At 71.9% G+C, this 14,130-nt stretch carries 12 protein-coding genes; 8 read left to right on the top strand and 4 right to left on the bottom strand.

Translation table 11 applies throughout. The annotated features are described in order from the left end of the window. Positions 1-19 precede the first annotated feature (19 nt). From mshD to pstB, 5 genes are all read left to right on the top strand, one after another. Positions 20-862: a mycothiol synthase gene (gene mshD, locus AB0K82_RS05535; protein WP_364393235.1), complete on the top strand. Its 843-nt coding sequence runs from the start codon at positions 20-22 to the stop codon at positions 860-862. Between the two features lie 252 nt (positions 863-1,114). Then, positions 1,115-2,215 (top strand): phosphate ABC transporter substrate-binding protein PstS, encoded by a 1,101-nt coding sequence (pstS, locus tag AB0K82_RS05530; RefSeq protein ID WP_364393080.1) that lies wholly within the window; start codon positions 1,115-1,117, stop codon positions 2,213-2,215. Positions 2,216-2,322: 107 nt separating this feature from the next. Next, positions 2,323-3,300, top strand: a complete 978-nt coding sequence (pstC, locus tag AB0K82_RS05525) for a phosphate ABC transporter permease subunit PstC (protein ID WP_364393078.1) — start codon at positions 2,323-2,325, stop codon at positions 3,298-3,300. Next, positions 3,297-4,193 (top strand): phosphate ABC transporter permease PstA, encoded by an 897-nt coding sequence (pstA, locus tag AB0K82_RS05520; protein WP_364393075.1) that lies wholly within the window; start codon positions 3,297-3,299, stop codon positions 4,191-4,193. Before pstC ends, pstA begins: the two co-directional genes overlap by 4 nt. Before the next feature lie 13 nt (positions 4,194-4,206). Continuing rightward, the gene (gene pstB / locus AB0K82_RS05515; protein WP_364393072.1) at positions 4,207-4,983 is read left to right on the top strand and encodes a phosphate ABC transporter ATP-binding protein PstB; all 777 of its coding nucleotides are present in this window, start codon (positions 4,207-4,209) and stop codon (positions 4,981-4,983) included. Positions 4,984-5,069: 86 nt separating this feature from the next. On the opposite strand, the gene AB0K82_RS05510 is transcribed toward pstB, so the two are convergent. Next, a complete protein-coding gene (locus AB0K82_RS05510) occupies positions 5,070-6,104 on the bottom strand; it encodes an inorganic phosphate transporter (protein ID WP_364393069.1) in 1,035 nt (344 codons plus the stop codon). Between the two features lie 43 nt (positions 6,105-6,147). Then, on the bottom strand, positions 6,148-6,765 hold the full coding sequence (locus AB0K82_RS05505; RefSeq protein WP_364393067.1) for a DUF47 family protein: 618 nt from the start codon (positions 6,763-6,765) through the stop codon (positions 6,148-6,150). 223 nt (positions 6,766-6,988) lie between these two features. Between AB0K82_RS05505 and AB0K82_RS05500 the strand changes: the two genes are divergently transcribed. After that, positions 6,989-7,270 carry a metal-sensitive transcriptional regulator gene (locus AB0K82_RS05500; protein WP_364393065.1) on the top strand — a complete coding sequence of 94 codons (282 nt, stop codon included), beginning with the start codon at positions 6,989-6,991 and terminating at the stop codon, positions 7,268-7,270. A gap of 88 nt (positions 7,271-7,358) precedes the next feature. Here AB0K82_RS05500 and AB0K82_RS05495 read toward each other — a convergent pair whose 3' ends face one another. Continuing rightward, complete coding sequence (locus AB0K82_RS05495) at positions 7,359-7,547, bottom strand: hypothetical protein (RefSeq protein ID WP_364393062.1); 189 nt, start codon at positions 7,545-7,547, stop codon at positions 7,359-7,361. Positions 7,548-7,643: 96 nt separating this feature from the next. Further along, a complete protein-coding gene (locus AB0K82_RS05490; RefSeq protein WP_364393060.1) occupies positions 7,644-12,107 on the bottom strand; it encodes a hypothetical protein in 4,464 nt (1,487 codons plus the stop codon). Between the two features lie 205 nt (positions 12,108-12,312). Between AB0K82_RS05490 and AB0K82_RS05485 the strand changes: the two genes are divergently transcribed. Both AB0K82_RS05485 and AB0K82_RS05480 read left to right on the top strand, forming a co-directional pair. Next, on the top strand, positions 12,313-12,900 hold the full coding sequence (locus AB0K82_RS05485; protein WP_364393058.1) for an RNA polymerase sigma factor: 588 nt from the start codon (positions 12,313-12,315) through the stop codon (positions 12,898-12,900). Next, a complete protein-coding gene (locus AB0K82_RS05480; RefSeq protein ID WP_364393055.1) occupies positions 12,893-14,032 on the top strand; it encodes a CU044_5270 family protein in 1,140 nt (379 codons plus the stop codon). The genes AB0K82_RS05485 and AB0K82_RS05480 overlap by 8 nt, the downstream gene beginning before the upstream one ends. Positions 14,033-14,130: the final 98 nt, after the last annotated feature.

Below are 14,130 nucleotides of genomic sequence, written 5' to 3'. Positions count from 1 at the left end.
GCTCGCGGTCGTGGACGTGATGACACGGGAACGTTTGACGGACGACGAGGTCAGAGGCGCGTTGGCGGTCGTGGAGGCGGCCGCGGCGGCCGACGGCGTAGGACCGCTGGGCGAGAGCGCGCTGTTGCGGTTGCGGGACGGCGGCGGCGCGGTCCTCACGCGCGACGGGGAGACCCTCACGGGGGTCGGGGTCCTCGACCGCGACGTGGCCGAGTTCGCGGTCCATCCGGAGTTCCGGCGCCGGGGGCACGGCCGTGCCCTGGCCACCGCCCTGCGCGGGCAGGCCGGTTCGCTCCGGGTGTGGGCGCACGGTGAGCTGCCGGGCGCGGTGGCGCTGGCCGGTTCGCTGGGCTTCGAGCGGTTTCGGGCGCTGTGGCAGATGCGCCGTCCGCTGGACGCGTCGCTGCCGGAGGTGCCGTGGCCCGCGGGCGTGCGGCTGCGGACCTTCCAGGCGGGGGCGGACGAGGACGCCTGGGTGCGGGTGAACGCCCGGGCCTTCGCGGACCACCCGGAGCAGGGCGCCTGGACCCGCGCGGACCTCGAGCGGCGCGAGCGCGAGCCGTGGTTCTCCCCGGAGGGGTTCTTCCTCGCGGAGCGGGCCGGCGAGCTGATCGGCTTTCACTGGACGAAGGTGGAGGACGGTGTGGGCGAGGTGTACGTCGTCGGCGTCGACCCGTCCGCCCAGGGTCTGGGGCTCGGCCGGGCGCTGACCCTGACCGGCCTGCATCACCTGAGGTCGCTCGGCCTGCCGACGGTCATGTTGTACGCCGACGAGTCCAACACTCCCGCCACCGGCCTGTACGAACGGCTCGGCTTCGAGCACTTCGCCACCGACGCGATGTACCGCGCCCCGGCCCGCTGACCGGGCCCGGTGTCAGACGCCCGCCCGGCTCCTTCGGGGGGCCGGGCGGGTGCCTCATCCTGGGGTGTTAACCGTACGGACGCCCTACGGAAGGGCTACTTTTCCGACAAGTCACGATCACGTTCATCTTCCGTTCATCTGGATCGGAGTGACTGGACATCTCTCCTCCTTAGCGTCGGGACTCGACGGTGCCTCCCGATCGTGCGAACGCTCGGGGCCCCGCCCCCACACTTGATTCGAGGAGAGACTTCGGTGATCAACAGCACTCGGCTGGCCGCTCTTGGCGGCGTAGCCCTTGCGGGTGCGCTCGCGCTGACCGCGTGCGGTACGGACGACAACGGCAGCAAGGGCAGCGGCAGCGGCGGCACCGCTGCGAGCGGCGACTGCGTGAAGAGCACGGTGAACGCCGCCGGCTCGACGGCCCAGGCCAACGCGATCAGTGAGTGGACCAAGGGCTACCAGCAGAACTGCGCCGGAGCGAACCTCAACTACAACGCCAACGGTTCGGGCGCGGGCATCCAGGCGTTCACGCAGGGCCAGGTGGCCTTCGCCGGCTCCGACTCCGCGCTCAAGCCGGAGGAACACGGCCCGGCCGACGCGCGCTGCAAGGCGGGCAAGGCCCTGGACCTGCCGATGGTCATCGGCCCGATCGCGGTCGTCTACAACCTCAAGGGCGTCGACGGCCTGCAGCTGTCGCCGACCACCCTGGCGAGCATCTTCGCCGGCAAGGTCAAGTCCTGGGACGACGCGTCGATCAAGAAGGACAACCCGCAGGCGAAGCTGCCCAGCACCCCGATCAAGACGGTGCACCGCGCCGACGACTCGGGCACGACGGACAACTTCACCAAGTTCCTCACCGCCACCGCGCCGGACATCTGGAAGTTCGAGGGCGGCAAGAAGTGGACCGCTCCGGGCGGCCAGGGCGCCACCAAGTCCGACGGCGTCTCCACGGTCGTGAAGCAGACCGACGGCGCGATCGCCTACGCGGAGCTGTCCTACGCCACCAACGGCAAGCTGCAGACCGCGAAGATCGGCAACGGCGCGAACCAGTTCGTCGAGCCCTCCGCCGAGACCGCGTCCCAGGGTGCGGCGGGTGCCCAGATCGTCGGCACCGGCAACGACCTCGCCCTCAAGGTCGACTACAAGACCAAGCAGGGTTACCCGATCATCCTGTTCACCTACGAGATCGCCTGCGAGAAGGGTCTCCCCGACCAGCAGGCGAAGTTCGTCAAGTCCTACCTGACCTACACCTCGAGCCAGCAGGGCCAGTCGGTGCTCAGCGGCCTCGGCTACGCGCCGCTGCCCGACTCGATCCTGACCAAGGTCCAGGCCGCCGTGAAGGGCCTGTCCTGACCGAAGTGAGTACCGAGCCGGTGCGGGAGACCCGTACCGGCTCGGTCGCATGCATGTGAAGAGATCTCTATGAACGACAGGGTGAGTCGGTGGGCATGGGAGGCCGGATGACCAGCGAGACCCTCGAGCAGGGCGCGACCCGCGCTCTGGGCGGCAAAGCCCGCAAGATGAGTACCGGGCGTCTCGGGGACCGGCTGTTCGGCCTGTCCGCGAAAGGCTCCGGCATCCTGCTGCTCGCGATCATGGCGGCGATCGCGGTGTTCCTCATCGTGAAGGCGCTGCCGGCACTGCGGGCGGACAAGGCCAACTTCCTCACCTCACAGGAGTGGAACCCCGACGCCGCGCAGTCGCGGTTCGGGATCGCCCAGCTCACCTTCGGCACGGTCCTGTCGTCGGTGCTCGCGCTGATCCTGGCCACGCCCGTCGCGGTGGGGATCGCGCTGTTCATCGCGTTCTACGCGCCGCGGCGGCTCGCGGACGGGCTCGGCTACGTCGTCGACCTGCTCGCCGCGGTGCCCAGCATCGTGTACGGCCTGTGGGGCCTGCAGTTCTTCGTCCCGAAGATGAACAGCGTCGCGACCTTCCTGCACGACGACTTCGGCTGGATCCCGCTGTTCGGCGGCGACACGGTCGGCGGGCAGTGCATCCTGACCGCGTCGATCGTGCTGGCGATCATGATCCTGCCGATCATCTCGTCGATCACCCGCGAGGTCTTCCTGCAGGTGCCGCGGCCCAACATCGAGGCCGCCCTCGCCCTCGGCGCGACGCGCTGGGAGGTCATCCGGATGGCGGTCCTGCCGTTCGGCCGCTCCGGCATGATCAGCGCCTCGATGCTCGGCCTCGGCCGGGCCCTCGGCGAGACCATCGCGGTCGCGCTGGTCCTGGGCACCGCCTCCGGGATCAGCCTGCACCTGCTGAAGCCGGGCGGCAACACCTTCGCCGCCAACATCGCCAACACGTTCGCGATGGCCGGGAAGACCGGGCAGAGCGCGCTCATCGCCTCCGGTCTGGTGCTCTTCGTCATCACCCTTCTCGTGAACATGGCCGCCCGCGCGGTCATCGCCCGCCGCAAGGAGTTCGTGTGAGCACCGTCAACCGGGTGAGCACCGTCGACCTCACCGGCCCGTCCGGGCTCCGCAAGTTCAAGGACAAGCTCGCGTTCGTCGCGGTCTGCTGCGCCTTCGCGCTGGCCGTCATCCCGCTGGTGACGCTGCTGTACACGGTCATCAAGAACGGCGCCAAGCGGTTCGACATGGAGTTCTTCACCCACTCGATGAACGCCATCGGCGGCCGCGACGCGGGCGGCGGCGCGTACCACGCGATCATCGGCACGATCGAGCAGGTCGGGCTGGCCAGCGTGATCTCGATCCCCATCGGCGTGCTCACCGCGGTCTACCTCGTCGAGTACGGCGGGAACCGCAGGCTGGCGAAGGTCGTGACGTTCTTCGTCGACGTCATGACGGGCGTGCCGTCGATCGTGTCGGGCCTGTTCGTGTTCGCCTTCTGGATCGCGCTGCTCGGCTTCGAGTACATGGGCTTCGCCGGCTCGATGGCGCTGTCCGTGCTGATGCTGCCGACCGTCGTCCGGGCCACCGAGGAGATGCTCAAGCTCGTCCCGAACGACCTGCGCGAGGCGTCGTACGCGCTCGGCGTGCCGCGCTGGCGGACGATCTGCTTCGTCGTCCTGCCGACGGCCTTCACCGGCATCATCACCGGCGTCATGCTGGCCATCGCCCGCGTCATGGGCGAGACCGCCCCGCTGCTGATGACGGTGTTCGTCACCACGGCGATCAACAACAGCCCGTTCAAGGGCCCGCAGATGGCGCTGCCGCTGTTCGTCTGGGACCAGGCGCAGCTCCCCCAGCAGGTCGCCGTCGACCGGGCGTGGGCCGGCGCGCTCACACTGATCCTCTTCGTCATGCTGCTCAATCTCGCGGCGCGCCTCATCGCCCGCCTGCGCAAGCCCGTATCCCGATAGGAGTACTCCCCCCATGGCCAAGCGGATCGAGGTCTCCGGGCTGAACGCCTACTACGGCAAGACCCGGGCCATCGAGGACATCTCGATGACGATCGAACCGCGCTCGGTGACCGCGTTCATCGGCCCCTCCGGGTGCGGCAAGTCGACGTTCCTGCGGACCCTCAACCGGATGCACGAGGTGATCCCGGGCGCGCGGGTCGAGGGCAAGGTGCTCCTCGACGAACTGGACCTGTACGGGTCGGGCGTCGACCCCGTCGCCGTACGGCGGGTGATCGGCATGGTCTTCCAGCGACCGAACCCGTTCCCCACCATGTCGATCTACGAGAACGTCGTCGCGGGCCTGAAGCTCAACGGCGTCCGCCGCAAGTCGCAGCTCGACGAGATCGTGGAGAAGTCCCTGCGCGGGGCGAACCTGTGGAACGAGGTCAAGGACCGGCTGGGCCGCCCGGGGGCCGGCCTGTCCGGTGGTCAGCAGCAGCGGCTCTGCATCGCCCGCGCCATCGCGGTCGAACCGCAGGTCCTGCTGATGGACGAGCCCTGCTCGGCGCTGGACCCCATCTCGACGCTGGCGATCGAGGACCTGATCGCGAACCTGAAGGACCAGTACACGATCGTCATCGTCACCCACAACATGCAGCAGGCGGCGCGGGTCAGCGACCGTACGGCCTTCTTCAACCTCGCGGGACCCGGCAAGCCGGGCCGGATGGTGGAGATCGACGACACCAACAAGATCTTCACGAACCCGGGCGAGAAGGCCACGGAGGACTACATCACCGGCCGCTTCGGCTGATGCCGGACGAGAACGGGGCGGGAGGGCCGCTCGGCCCTCCCGCCCCGCCCGGCGTACCGCCGGAGTTGGCCCGTTCCACAGCCGGATCAGGCGAACAGGTGCTCGATCCAGTAGGCGAGAGCGGCGACGATGCCCGCCGCCGGAATCGTCAGGACCCAGGCGAACACGATGTTGCCCGCGACACCCCAGCGGACCGCCGAGATCCGCTTGGTCGATCCGACGCCCATGATCGCGGCGGTGACCGTGTGCGTCGTGGACACCGGCGCCTGCCAGATGAACGCGGTCGCGTACAGGACGCTGGCCGCGGTCGCCTCGGCGGCGAACCCCTTCGGCGGGTCGAGCTCGATGACCTTGCGGCCGAGGGTCCGCATGATCCGCCAGCCGCCGGCGTACGTCCCGAGGGACAGCACCGCGGCGCACAGGAGGATCACCCACACCGGAACGTGCGAGTCGGCGGCCGACTGGTACCCGGTCGTGACGAGCGCGAGCACGATGATGCCCATGGTCTTCTGGGCGTCCTGCAGGCCGTGACCGAGGGCCATCGCCGCCGCGGACAGCGACTGCGCGATGCGGAACCGCCGCCCGACCTTGCTGGGGTTCGAGTTGCGGAAGATCCACAGCATCACGACCATCACCAGGTAGCCGAGGACCAGCCCGATCAGCGGCGACAGCACCATCCACAGGACGACCTTGTAGATGACGCCGTGCCACAGCACGCTGCTGGACGCCGCCAGGGCCGCCCCGATCAGCCCGCCGACCAGTCCGTGGGTGGACGAGGAGGGCAGGCCGTAGTACCAGGTGACGAGGTTCCACACGATCGCGCCGATCAGCGCGGCAGCGACGATCGACAGGCCGTGCATGTCCTTCGGCGGATCGATGATGCCGCTGCCGACCGTCTTGGCGACCCCCGTACCGAGGAACGCCCCGACGAGGTTCATGACGGCGGCCATCGCCAGGGCGGCCCGGGGGGTGAGCGCCCTGGTGGAGACGGACGTGGCGATCGCGTTCGCCGCGTCGTGGAAACCGTTGGTGTAGTTGAAGAACAGTGCGATGCCCACGACGACGATGAGGGCCGTCAACTCCACGTCGGCGTCCCCTTCCTCGCTGCGAACCGCGGACATCGGTTCGCGGGCATGGCGGTCACACGCGTCGGCGACACGGAGATCACGATTCCTTGACCGCGATCGTCTCGACGATGTTGGCGACGTGCTCGAACGCGTCCGCGGCGGCCTCGAGCTGGTCGACGACCTCCTTGACCTTCAGGACGGTGAGCGCGTCGTACTCGCCGCTGAACAACTCGGCCAGCAGCCGCCGGTAGGTCTGGTCGCCCTGGTTCTCGAGCCGGTTGATCTCGATCCAGTACTCGCTGAGATCACGCAGCCCGCGCAGGCGCGGCATCGCCTCCGCGGTCAGCTCGGCCGCCCGCTCCAGCACCTCGACCTGGGCGACGACGTCCCGGGGCAGCTCCTCGATCTTGTAGAGCAGCACGAGGTCGGCCGCCGCCTCCATGAAGTCCATGACGTCGTCGAGAGTCGACGCGAGGCGGTAGATGTCCTCCCGGTCGAAGGGCGTGATGAAGCTCTCGTTGAGCCTACGCATGATCGCGTGAGTGAACTCGTCGCCCGCGTGTTCGCAGGCGCGCATCTTCTCCGCGATCCCCTCACGGTCGGCCCCGTCGCCTATCAGCTCCACGAGCAGCCTGGCACCAGTCACCAAGTTGTTCGCGGAATCCGCGAACATGTCGTAGTAGCTGTCCTCACGCGGGGTGAGTCGGAATCGCACGTCCTTCTCCTGAAGTGCGGGAACAGTCCGCAGAGGATGGTACGGCTTACCAGGGGGAAAGCGAACCTTCGCCCCCCTGTTACTTCACCGCACCCCTCCTCGCGTGTCGGGTCGGTCACGGCGACCCGCCTCGGGTCTCGGGGTCGTTCCGTCCCCTGCCCCGGGGCGTACGCCTCAAACGATCACTTGGGTCTCTACCCCCAGGGGGTATAGACTGGCCGGTATGCACGGGTACGCGAAGGACAAAGACGCCTACCTCGTCCGGTTGCGCCGCATCGAGGGCCAGGTACGGGGTCTGCAGCGGATGGTAGCCGAGGATGAGTACTGCATCGACGTTCTCACCCAGGTGTCGGCGGTGACCCGCGCCCTGCAGTCCGTCGCGCTCGGGCTGCTGGAGGATCACCTCGGCCACTGCGTCGCCGAGGCCGTGAGCGAAGGCGGCCCGGCGGCCGAGGAGAAGGTCAAAGAGGCCTCGGCGGCCATCGCCCGCCTCGTCAAATCGTGACCGTCACCGGCGGGTGAGCCGGTGAGCGGAGAAGCCGATCGGGAGGGAAACCGGTCGGCGCATCCCCGCGTGCGCCGACCCCACGTCGTTACGACCGTGGCGCGTGGCCGATCCCGAGCACCAAGTCGATCTCATCGGTCGTCAACGGCCGATCCGCCGTCGCGACGGCGCTGAGCATCTCGGAGTACAGCTCGATCTCATCCAACGCGACCCGGTCGTGGACGCGCATATCGAGGTTCGACTGGCGCACCGCGTCCACCTCCGTTCGTCCCCACACCTGTGGAAAAGGCTACGCGTCCGACCCGTCGACGGACATGACCCAAGAGGGCCATTCGGCGGCCACCCGCCGAGGTGGGTCCGGGACCACCCAGGACTACCGCCGAGTACGGTCCTCGTGGAGGCTCCGCAGCAGCCGCTCCGCCTGCGAATCGGGCAGGTCACGCACGGTAAGGCGGGCCACCGTCGCCGCGTCGACCCGCGCCCCCGCGAGTCGCGCCGCCTGGCGCGCGACGATCGCGTCGAACAGCCGGCGCACCGTCTCGGCAAACGCGAACCGCCGCGAACCGCGCATCTCGCCGAACCGCCCCAGCAGTTCGACGCGCAGCTCCTCGTCCAGCAGGTAGAGCTCGCGCTCGGCGAACCGGGAGAACAACTGCACGAGCTGACGGTCGGTCGGCTCCCCGAACTCCACGATCGCCCCGAACTCCGCGCGGAACCCCGGATTCGCGAGCAGGAAGCCGTCCATCTCGTCCGGTTCGCTGCAGCAGACGACCAGGAACCGGTCGCGGCGGTCGGCCATCTGCCGGAGCAGCGCCGCGACCGCTCCGGGCATCCGGTCGAGCAGAGAGGCGTCCTCGATCAGCAGCACGCCCCCGATCGCCCGGTCCACCTGCGCCGCGACCGTGGCCGCCGCGTCGGCGCCGGCGAGGTCGCGCGCGTCGCAGACCACCACCTGACCCGAGCCGAGGAGACCCAGCGCGGCGTACGCGCCGCCGACCAGCCCGGCGACCGTCCGCTTCCCGGTGCCCGGACGGCCCAGGAAGATCAGATGACGGCCGGACGGCAGCCCTCGCGCCCCGCGCTCGGCGGCGCGTCGTGCCTCGGCGACCAGGCCGCCGACGGTCTGCTTCACCTCGTCCAGGCCGATCATCTCATCGAGCGTGCGCAGGAAGCCGTCGACGTCTCCTGGGGCCCGCAGGGCCGGTTCGATCTCCTCGGCCACGCCGCCGAAGTCCTCCGGTGTGAGGACCAGGCGATCGCGGGGCGCCCCGAACCGGTCGGTGTGCCGTGCGACCGCACGGTCGAGGTACGCCTCGACGAGACGCGCGTTCACCAGGTCGCCGTACCCGGTCAACCTCGGCAGGTCGGCCTTGACGGTGTGCAGGGCGGGCGCGTTCACCGTCACGCGGCGCTCGTCCGCCAGCACGTGGACGAGCGCCAACCGGGTCTCCACGTCGGCCAGGTCCGGCAGCCGGAACACCCGGAACACCCCCGCGAGTTGCGGGAAGTCGATCCTCAGCCGGTCGTACGCGTTCGGCTCGCAGGTCGCGATCAGCGCGGCCGCGCCCTCCCGGGAACGGACGACGGCCGCGGCGACCGCCGCCGGGTCGGACGCCCGCCGCAGGGCCGCGTCGATCCACTCCAGCAGCAGCGGCACGCCGCCGCTCAAGGCCGCGCCGAGAACCCCGGCCGAGTCACCGAGCTCGGTGCCGTCGACCGTACGGACGGAGCCGTCGCCCCGGCCCGCGTCGGCGAGCGTACGGGCGAGGAGGCGGGCGAACCTGCGCTGCCCGCTGTGCGGAGCGCCGACGACGAGCAGGGCGGGCGCCGTCTCCTCTCCGGAGGACACCCGGCGGTGCACATCGTCGAGGAGCCCGGCCAGATCGTCGGCACCGGAGACGAACCGGATCCCGAACCGCTCGGTCACCTCCGGCAGGACGGCCCCGGCGGGCGGCGGCTCGATCTCGCCGACCGGGCGGCCCGGCACGGGCGCGCCCAGGAGGTCGCCCACCATCGTCTGCGACATGATCCGCGTGCCCGGCCGCTCCGCCGCGCCCGCCCCCTCACCGAAGACACGGGTACCCGGCGGTCCGGGCGCGGCCCCACCGGCCCACGCCCCAGACCCCGGCACCGGCGGCGCCCCCGGCCGGGGCCCGTGACCCGGCCTCGGATCCCCTTGCCGCGGCCGATCCCCCGGCGCGCCACCCGGTCGCGGGACACCACCCGGCGACGGCGCATCTCCCGGTCGGGGCACGCCGCCCGGCCACGGGGCATCAGCCGGTCGCGGGGCGCCGGCGGGCGACGACGCGTCGGCCGGTCGCGAGGTGCCGCCTGGAGCCGGTGACGCGAGAGGTCCGGGCATGCCCGGTGGGAGTACGGGCGCGGGAGGCACGGCAGGCCCGGCCGGCGAAGGCGGGGCGGACGGCAGCGGCGGCGTGCCGGCGACCGGCCTCCAGCCATCCGCCCGGGTGCCGTCCACCAGCGGGTCGACGTACGTGGCGTCGACCGACGCGGCCGGCTGCAGCGGCGGGTCCAGCATCGTGGCCTCGTCCGCGTGGGGACCCTCTCCCCACGCGGGCACGGGCCCCGACTCACCGGATGACCGCCAGAGCCCCGTCGGAGGCGGCACCGGGACGGGCGAAGCCGTACCGGACGCCACGTCCGGCGAGACACCCGGGAGGGCGTCCGGTACGTCGTCCTCGATCCGCGTCGCGAAAAGGTCGCCCCGCGCCGGATCGCCGCCCGCCTTCTCCCCGGCGGATCCGCCAGGGACATCGGCCGAACCGCCGTCCACCTTCTCCTCAGCGGACCCAGCGGGAACCTGCGCCGGACCGGCGTCCTCCCTCTCCTGGGCGGATTCGGTAAGAGCGAGCGCCGGGTCGCCGTCGGCCTCTTCACCGGCGGATCCGTCGGGAACACCGGCCGGACCGCCATCCGTCTCCGCCTCGGCGGAGCCGACAGGAACCTGCGCCGGACCGGCATCCGCCTTCTCCCCGGCGGAGCCGACGGAAGCATGCGCCGAGCCGCCGTCCTCCGTCTCTTCGGCGGATCCAGCGGGGGTAGGTGCCGAGTCGCCTGTCGTGCTCTCCCCGGCGGAGCCCGCAGCCGCCGCCGCAGCTCCGCCCCCTGGCGGAGAGCCCGCGGCCACCGCCGTGGCCCCCACTCCTGGCGGAGGGCCGGCATCCATCATCGTCCCGCCCACAGGCGGCGCCGCGGCACGAGCAGGCTGCGCAGGGCCGGTCCCCGCCGCCGCAGCCCCTGCCGGGTCGGCGTCCGGCGTGCTTCGGGTCGGGGCCGGGGGCGCCGCCCATGCGGGGGCCTGACCGGGCGGACCGGTGGGCGGCTGATGCGCGACCGGCGGTACGGCCGACGGCGCCTCATGGGCCGGGGCGGCGGGGTACTGGCGGGCCTGCGGGGCGATGCCGGGGGTCGGTGTCACCGGGTCGGCGGGTGCCGCCGACGCGGCGCGGTCGGCGCCGAGGATCTCGGCCAGAACGGCGACCGGCACGGGGAAGCCGCGCGGGCGGGCCGGGATGCCGCCGCCCAGCCGGCACCAGGCGAGGTCCGCGGCGTACACCGTGGCGAGGAGCGCGCCGCGCGCCGCCGGCCGGAGGCCCTCGACGCGCCGCCGGAGGAGAGGCGGCAGCCGGCCGTCCTGCGGCCAGAAGCGCCGCAGCGGGTGGTCGGTGCCCGCGAGGATCGCCTGGGTCGCGCGCCGGGTCTCTGGATCGAGCCAGCCGATCACCTGCTCGACGACGTCGCGCCGGACGACCGCCAGGTCGGCGGCCAGCAGTGCCGCCGCGATGAGGCGGGGCTCGACGTACCCCTGTTCGGCCGGGTCACCGGCGATCGAGGCGAGGCAGACGGCCAGGTCGTAGAACGCGTTGCGGAAGTGCTCGCCCGCCGACGCCTCGACGCGCAGCGCCGGCGCCAGGGCGGGCGGGCATCGGGTGAGCCACTGCTGAACGATCGCCTGGTCGCCGTACGGGAGGGCGGCGTAGTCGACGGTGGGATTGTGCAGAGTGGCACCGAGGATCGCGAGGAGGGCGTCCGCGCGGGCCCGGAAGCGCGTGTCCTCGCGGAGGGCGCTGGCCATCGCCCACATCGTCCGCAGGATGACGACGGCCGCGTCGACCCGGTGGGCGCGCAGCCGCTCGGCGTACAGGCCGACCAGCGTCTCCAGCGGCGGCGGGGTGAGCCAGCGTGGGCCGTCGGCCTGCGGCAGGGGGCGGGCGCGGTACGGCGACCACAGGCCGAGCAGTTGGGCGTCGAGCCCGGAGTAGAACACCGGGACCGCGGCGGACCACAGCGTCACGCCCCAGCCGACGGCCACCGTGCTCGGCGTGGACGGGCTGAAGGTGTTCCACCAGTGCGGGTAGTCCTGCGCGGGGAGGGCCGCCGCCGACTCGACCGTGGCGCGTACGCGGGCCGTCACCTCGGGCCGGATGTCGACGTCCACGAAGGGCAGCGACTGCGGCGGTTCGACGGTGAAGTCGGGGCCGGAGGGCACCAGGTGGGGAGGGATGCGCGGCACCGGCATGCCCTGGCCGAGGGGCCGCGCCGACGTCCGCGTCATCGGCAGCCGGGGCGGTGGGCAGAGATGCCACTGGCCGTCGGCCGGTAGCCAGCGGTACCAGCGGGCCCAGGCGCCGAACAGCCACCACGTGCCGTCGGGCAGGACGAGCATCCGGCCGGCGACGAGGTTCTGCCGCTGGAGGGGCGGCGTCGTGGGCCACCAGCCGGCCGTGACCATGGCACGCGTGTCACGTTCGACCACCGCGAACGGATCCTGGGCGGCGGCCGAAGGCACCTCGCCGTACGCCTGCCCCCAGACCACCATGCAATGGTAAACGCCACCCCAAGACCGTCGGGTCGCCGCGATCACGGAGCAGAACCACCCGATCGCCCATACGTGTCGGCCTCGGCGAAGCCCCCGGACCGGAAAATCGCGGATCGGGAGCGAAAGCGATCGGACGAAGGCGCGGAGTACAGGTGTTCGCTGACCACCTCGCCCGGGAGGCGCCCATGACGGAGATCAAGACGTGACCGGCCTGGCCGACACGCGGACGGCCGGGAGGATGAGCGACGCCGACCTCGTCCGGGAGTACCGCCGCGACCCGGACGAATTCACCGCCGTGTACGACCGGTACTTCGGTGACGTCCACCGGTACGTCGCGGGACGGCTCGACACCCAGGTGGCCGACGACATCGCGGCCGAGACGTTCCTCGTGGCGTTCCGCAAGCGGGAGCGGTTCGACCCCGCGCGCGGGGCGCTCCGGCCGTGGCTGTTCGGCATCGCCACCAAGCTCGTCGCCCAGCATCGGCGCGTCGAGGCGCGGCACTACGACACCCTCGCCCGCGCCCGGACGGCCCCCGACGACCACGGCCACGAGAACGAGGTCGTCACGGCGGTCGCCGCGGCCGGTCTGCAGCCGCAACTGGCCCGGGCGCTCGCCGCGCTGACCCGCAAGGAGCGGGACGTCCTGCTGCTCGTGGCGCTGGCCGACTTCAGCCATGAGGAGGTCGCCCAGGCCCTGCGCATCCCGTACGGCACCGTCGGCTCGCGTCTCAACCGGGCCCGGAAGAAGCTTCGCACCGCACTCGAGAAGGAGATCGACGGCAATGGATGAGCTGCGCATGGTCCGCACGATGCTGGACAAGCCGGCGCCCGACCACGTGGCCGTCGCGCAGGGACGCGACCGGCTCCGTACGGCGATGGGCGGCCGACGCCGTACGATGCCCGCCCGCCGGACCCTGTGGATGACGGGCGGCCTCGGCCTCACCGCCGCGACGGCGGTCGCGATCGCCGCGACCGGCACGGGCGGTACGGCCGGCGACCGGCCGGCGGGCCCGCGGGGCGGTACGCCCACGACGACGCTGAGCGCGCGTTCGATCCTGCTGGCCGCCGCGACCGAGGCGGACGGGCAGGCGGACGGCGTCGGCGCGTACTGGCACACCACGATCGTGGACCGGAACACCTACCGGGTGGTCGGCGGCGGCTACACCGTCGTCGAGCAGGGGCAGCACGAGCAGTGGACGCCGAGCCGGCCGGGGCGGCCGCAGTGGGCGAGTGACCGCTCGCTCGGCGCCCGGCCGGCGAGCGCCGCCGACACGGCGGCCTGGCAGCGCGCGGGCTCTCCCGGCACGTTCAAGGTGGCGGTGCCGGACAAGCGTCTCGCGCCGATGACCCTCTCCACGCAGCCGGGCAAGGCGAGTGTCGACCGCGCCCCGCTCGTCGACGGCGACAAGGTCTTCTGGCTCGGCCGCAACGTCACCATGAAGGACCTCCGCGCGCTGCCCGCCGACCCGCAGCGGCTGAAGGCCACCCTGAAGCGCTGGTACCAGGGGCACGACACCGAGTCGTCGAGCCGGCCGATGTCCTCGGACCTGTGGCTGTACACCGTCACCCAGGGTTTGATCACGGACATGCCGGTGACCCCGAAGGTCCGAGGCGCGGCGTTCCGGATGCTCGCGGACCTGCGGACGGTCACGGCGGTCGGCCGGGTCAAGGACGCCCAGGGCCGGCCGGGCACGGCGATCGCCATCACCGAACGGACGAAGCTCGGCGGCACCATCCAGCACCGCCTCATCATCGACACCGCCGCCGGACGGGCGCTGGGCGAGGAGATCGTGGTCGTCACGCCGGGCGAGGCCACGGCGGGCCTGGCGCCCGGTTCGGTGTCGAGCTCCACGACGGTGGTCACGCAGGGCTGGACCGACTCGGCGCCGACCAAGCCCACCGGACCGCAGCGCGGCCGCTGACCCCTGGACACCGCTGATCGCGCGGGCCGGACCGGACACCACCGGCGTACGGGGGGCTCCGGCCCGCGCGACCCGCCCCGGCCCGCGGTCGGGGGTTC

This window comes from Actinoallomurus sp. NPDC052274 (assembly GCF_040679475.1).
Taxonomy (GTDB): domain Bacteria; phylum Actinomycetota; class Actinomycetes; order Streptosporangiales; family Streptosporangiaceae; genus Actinoallomurus; species Actinoallomurus liliacearum.
This window is presented reverse-complemented; position numbering and strand designations above follow the sequence as displayed.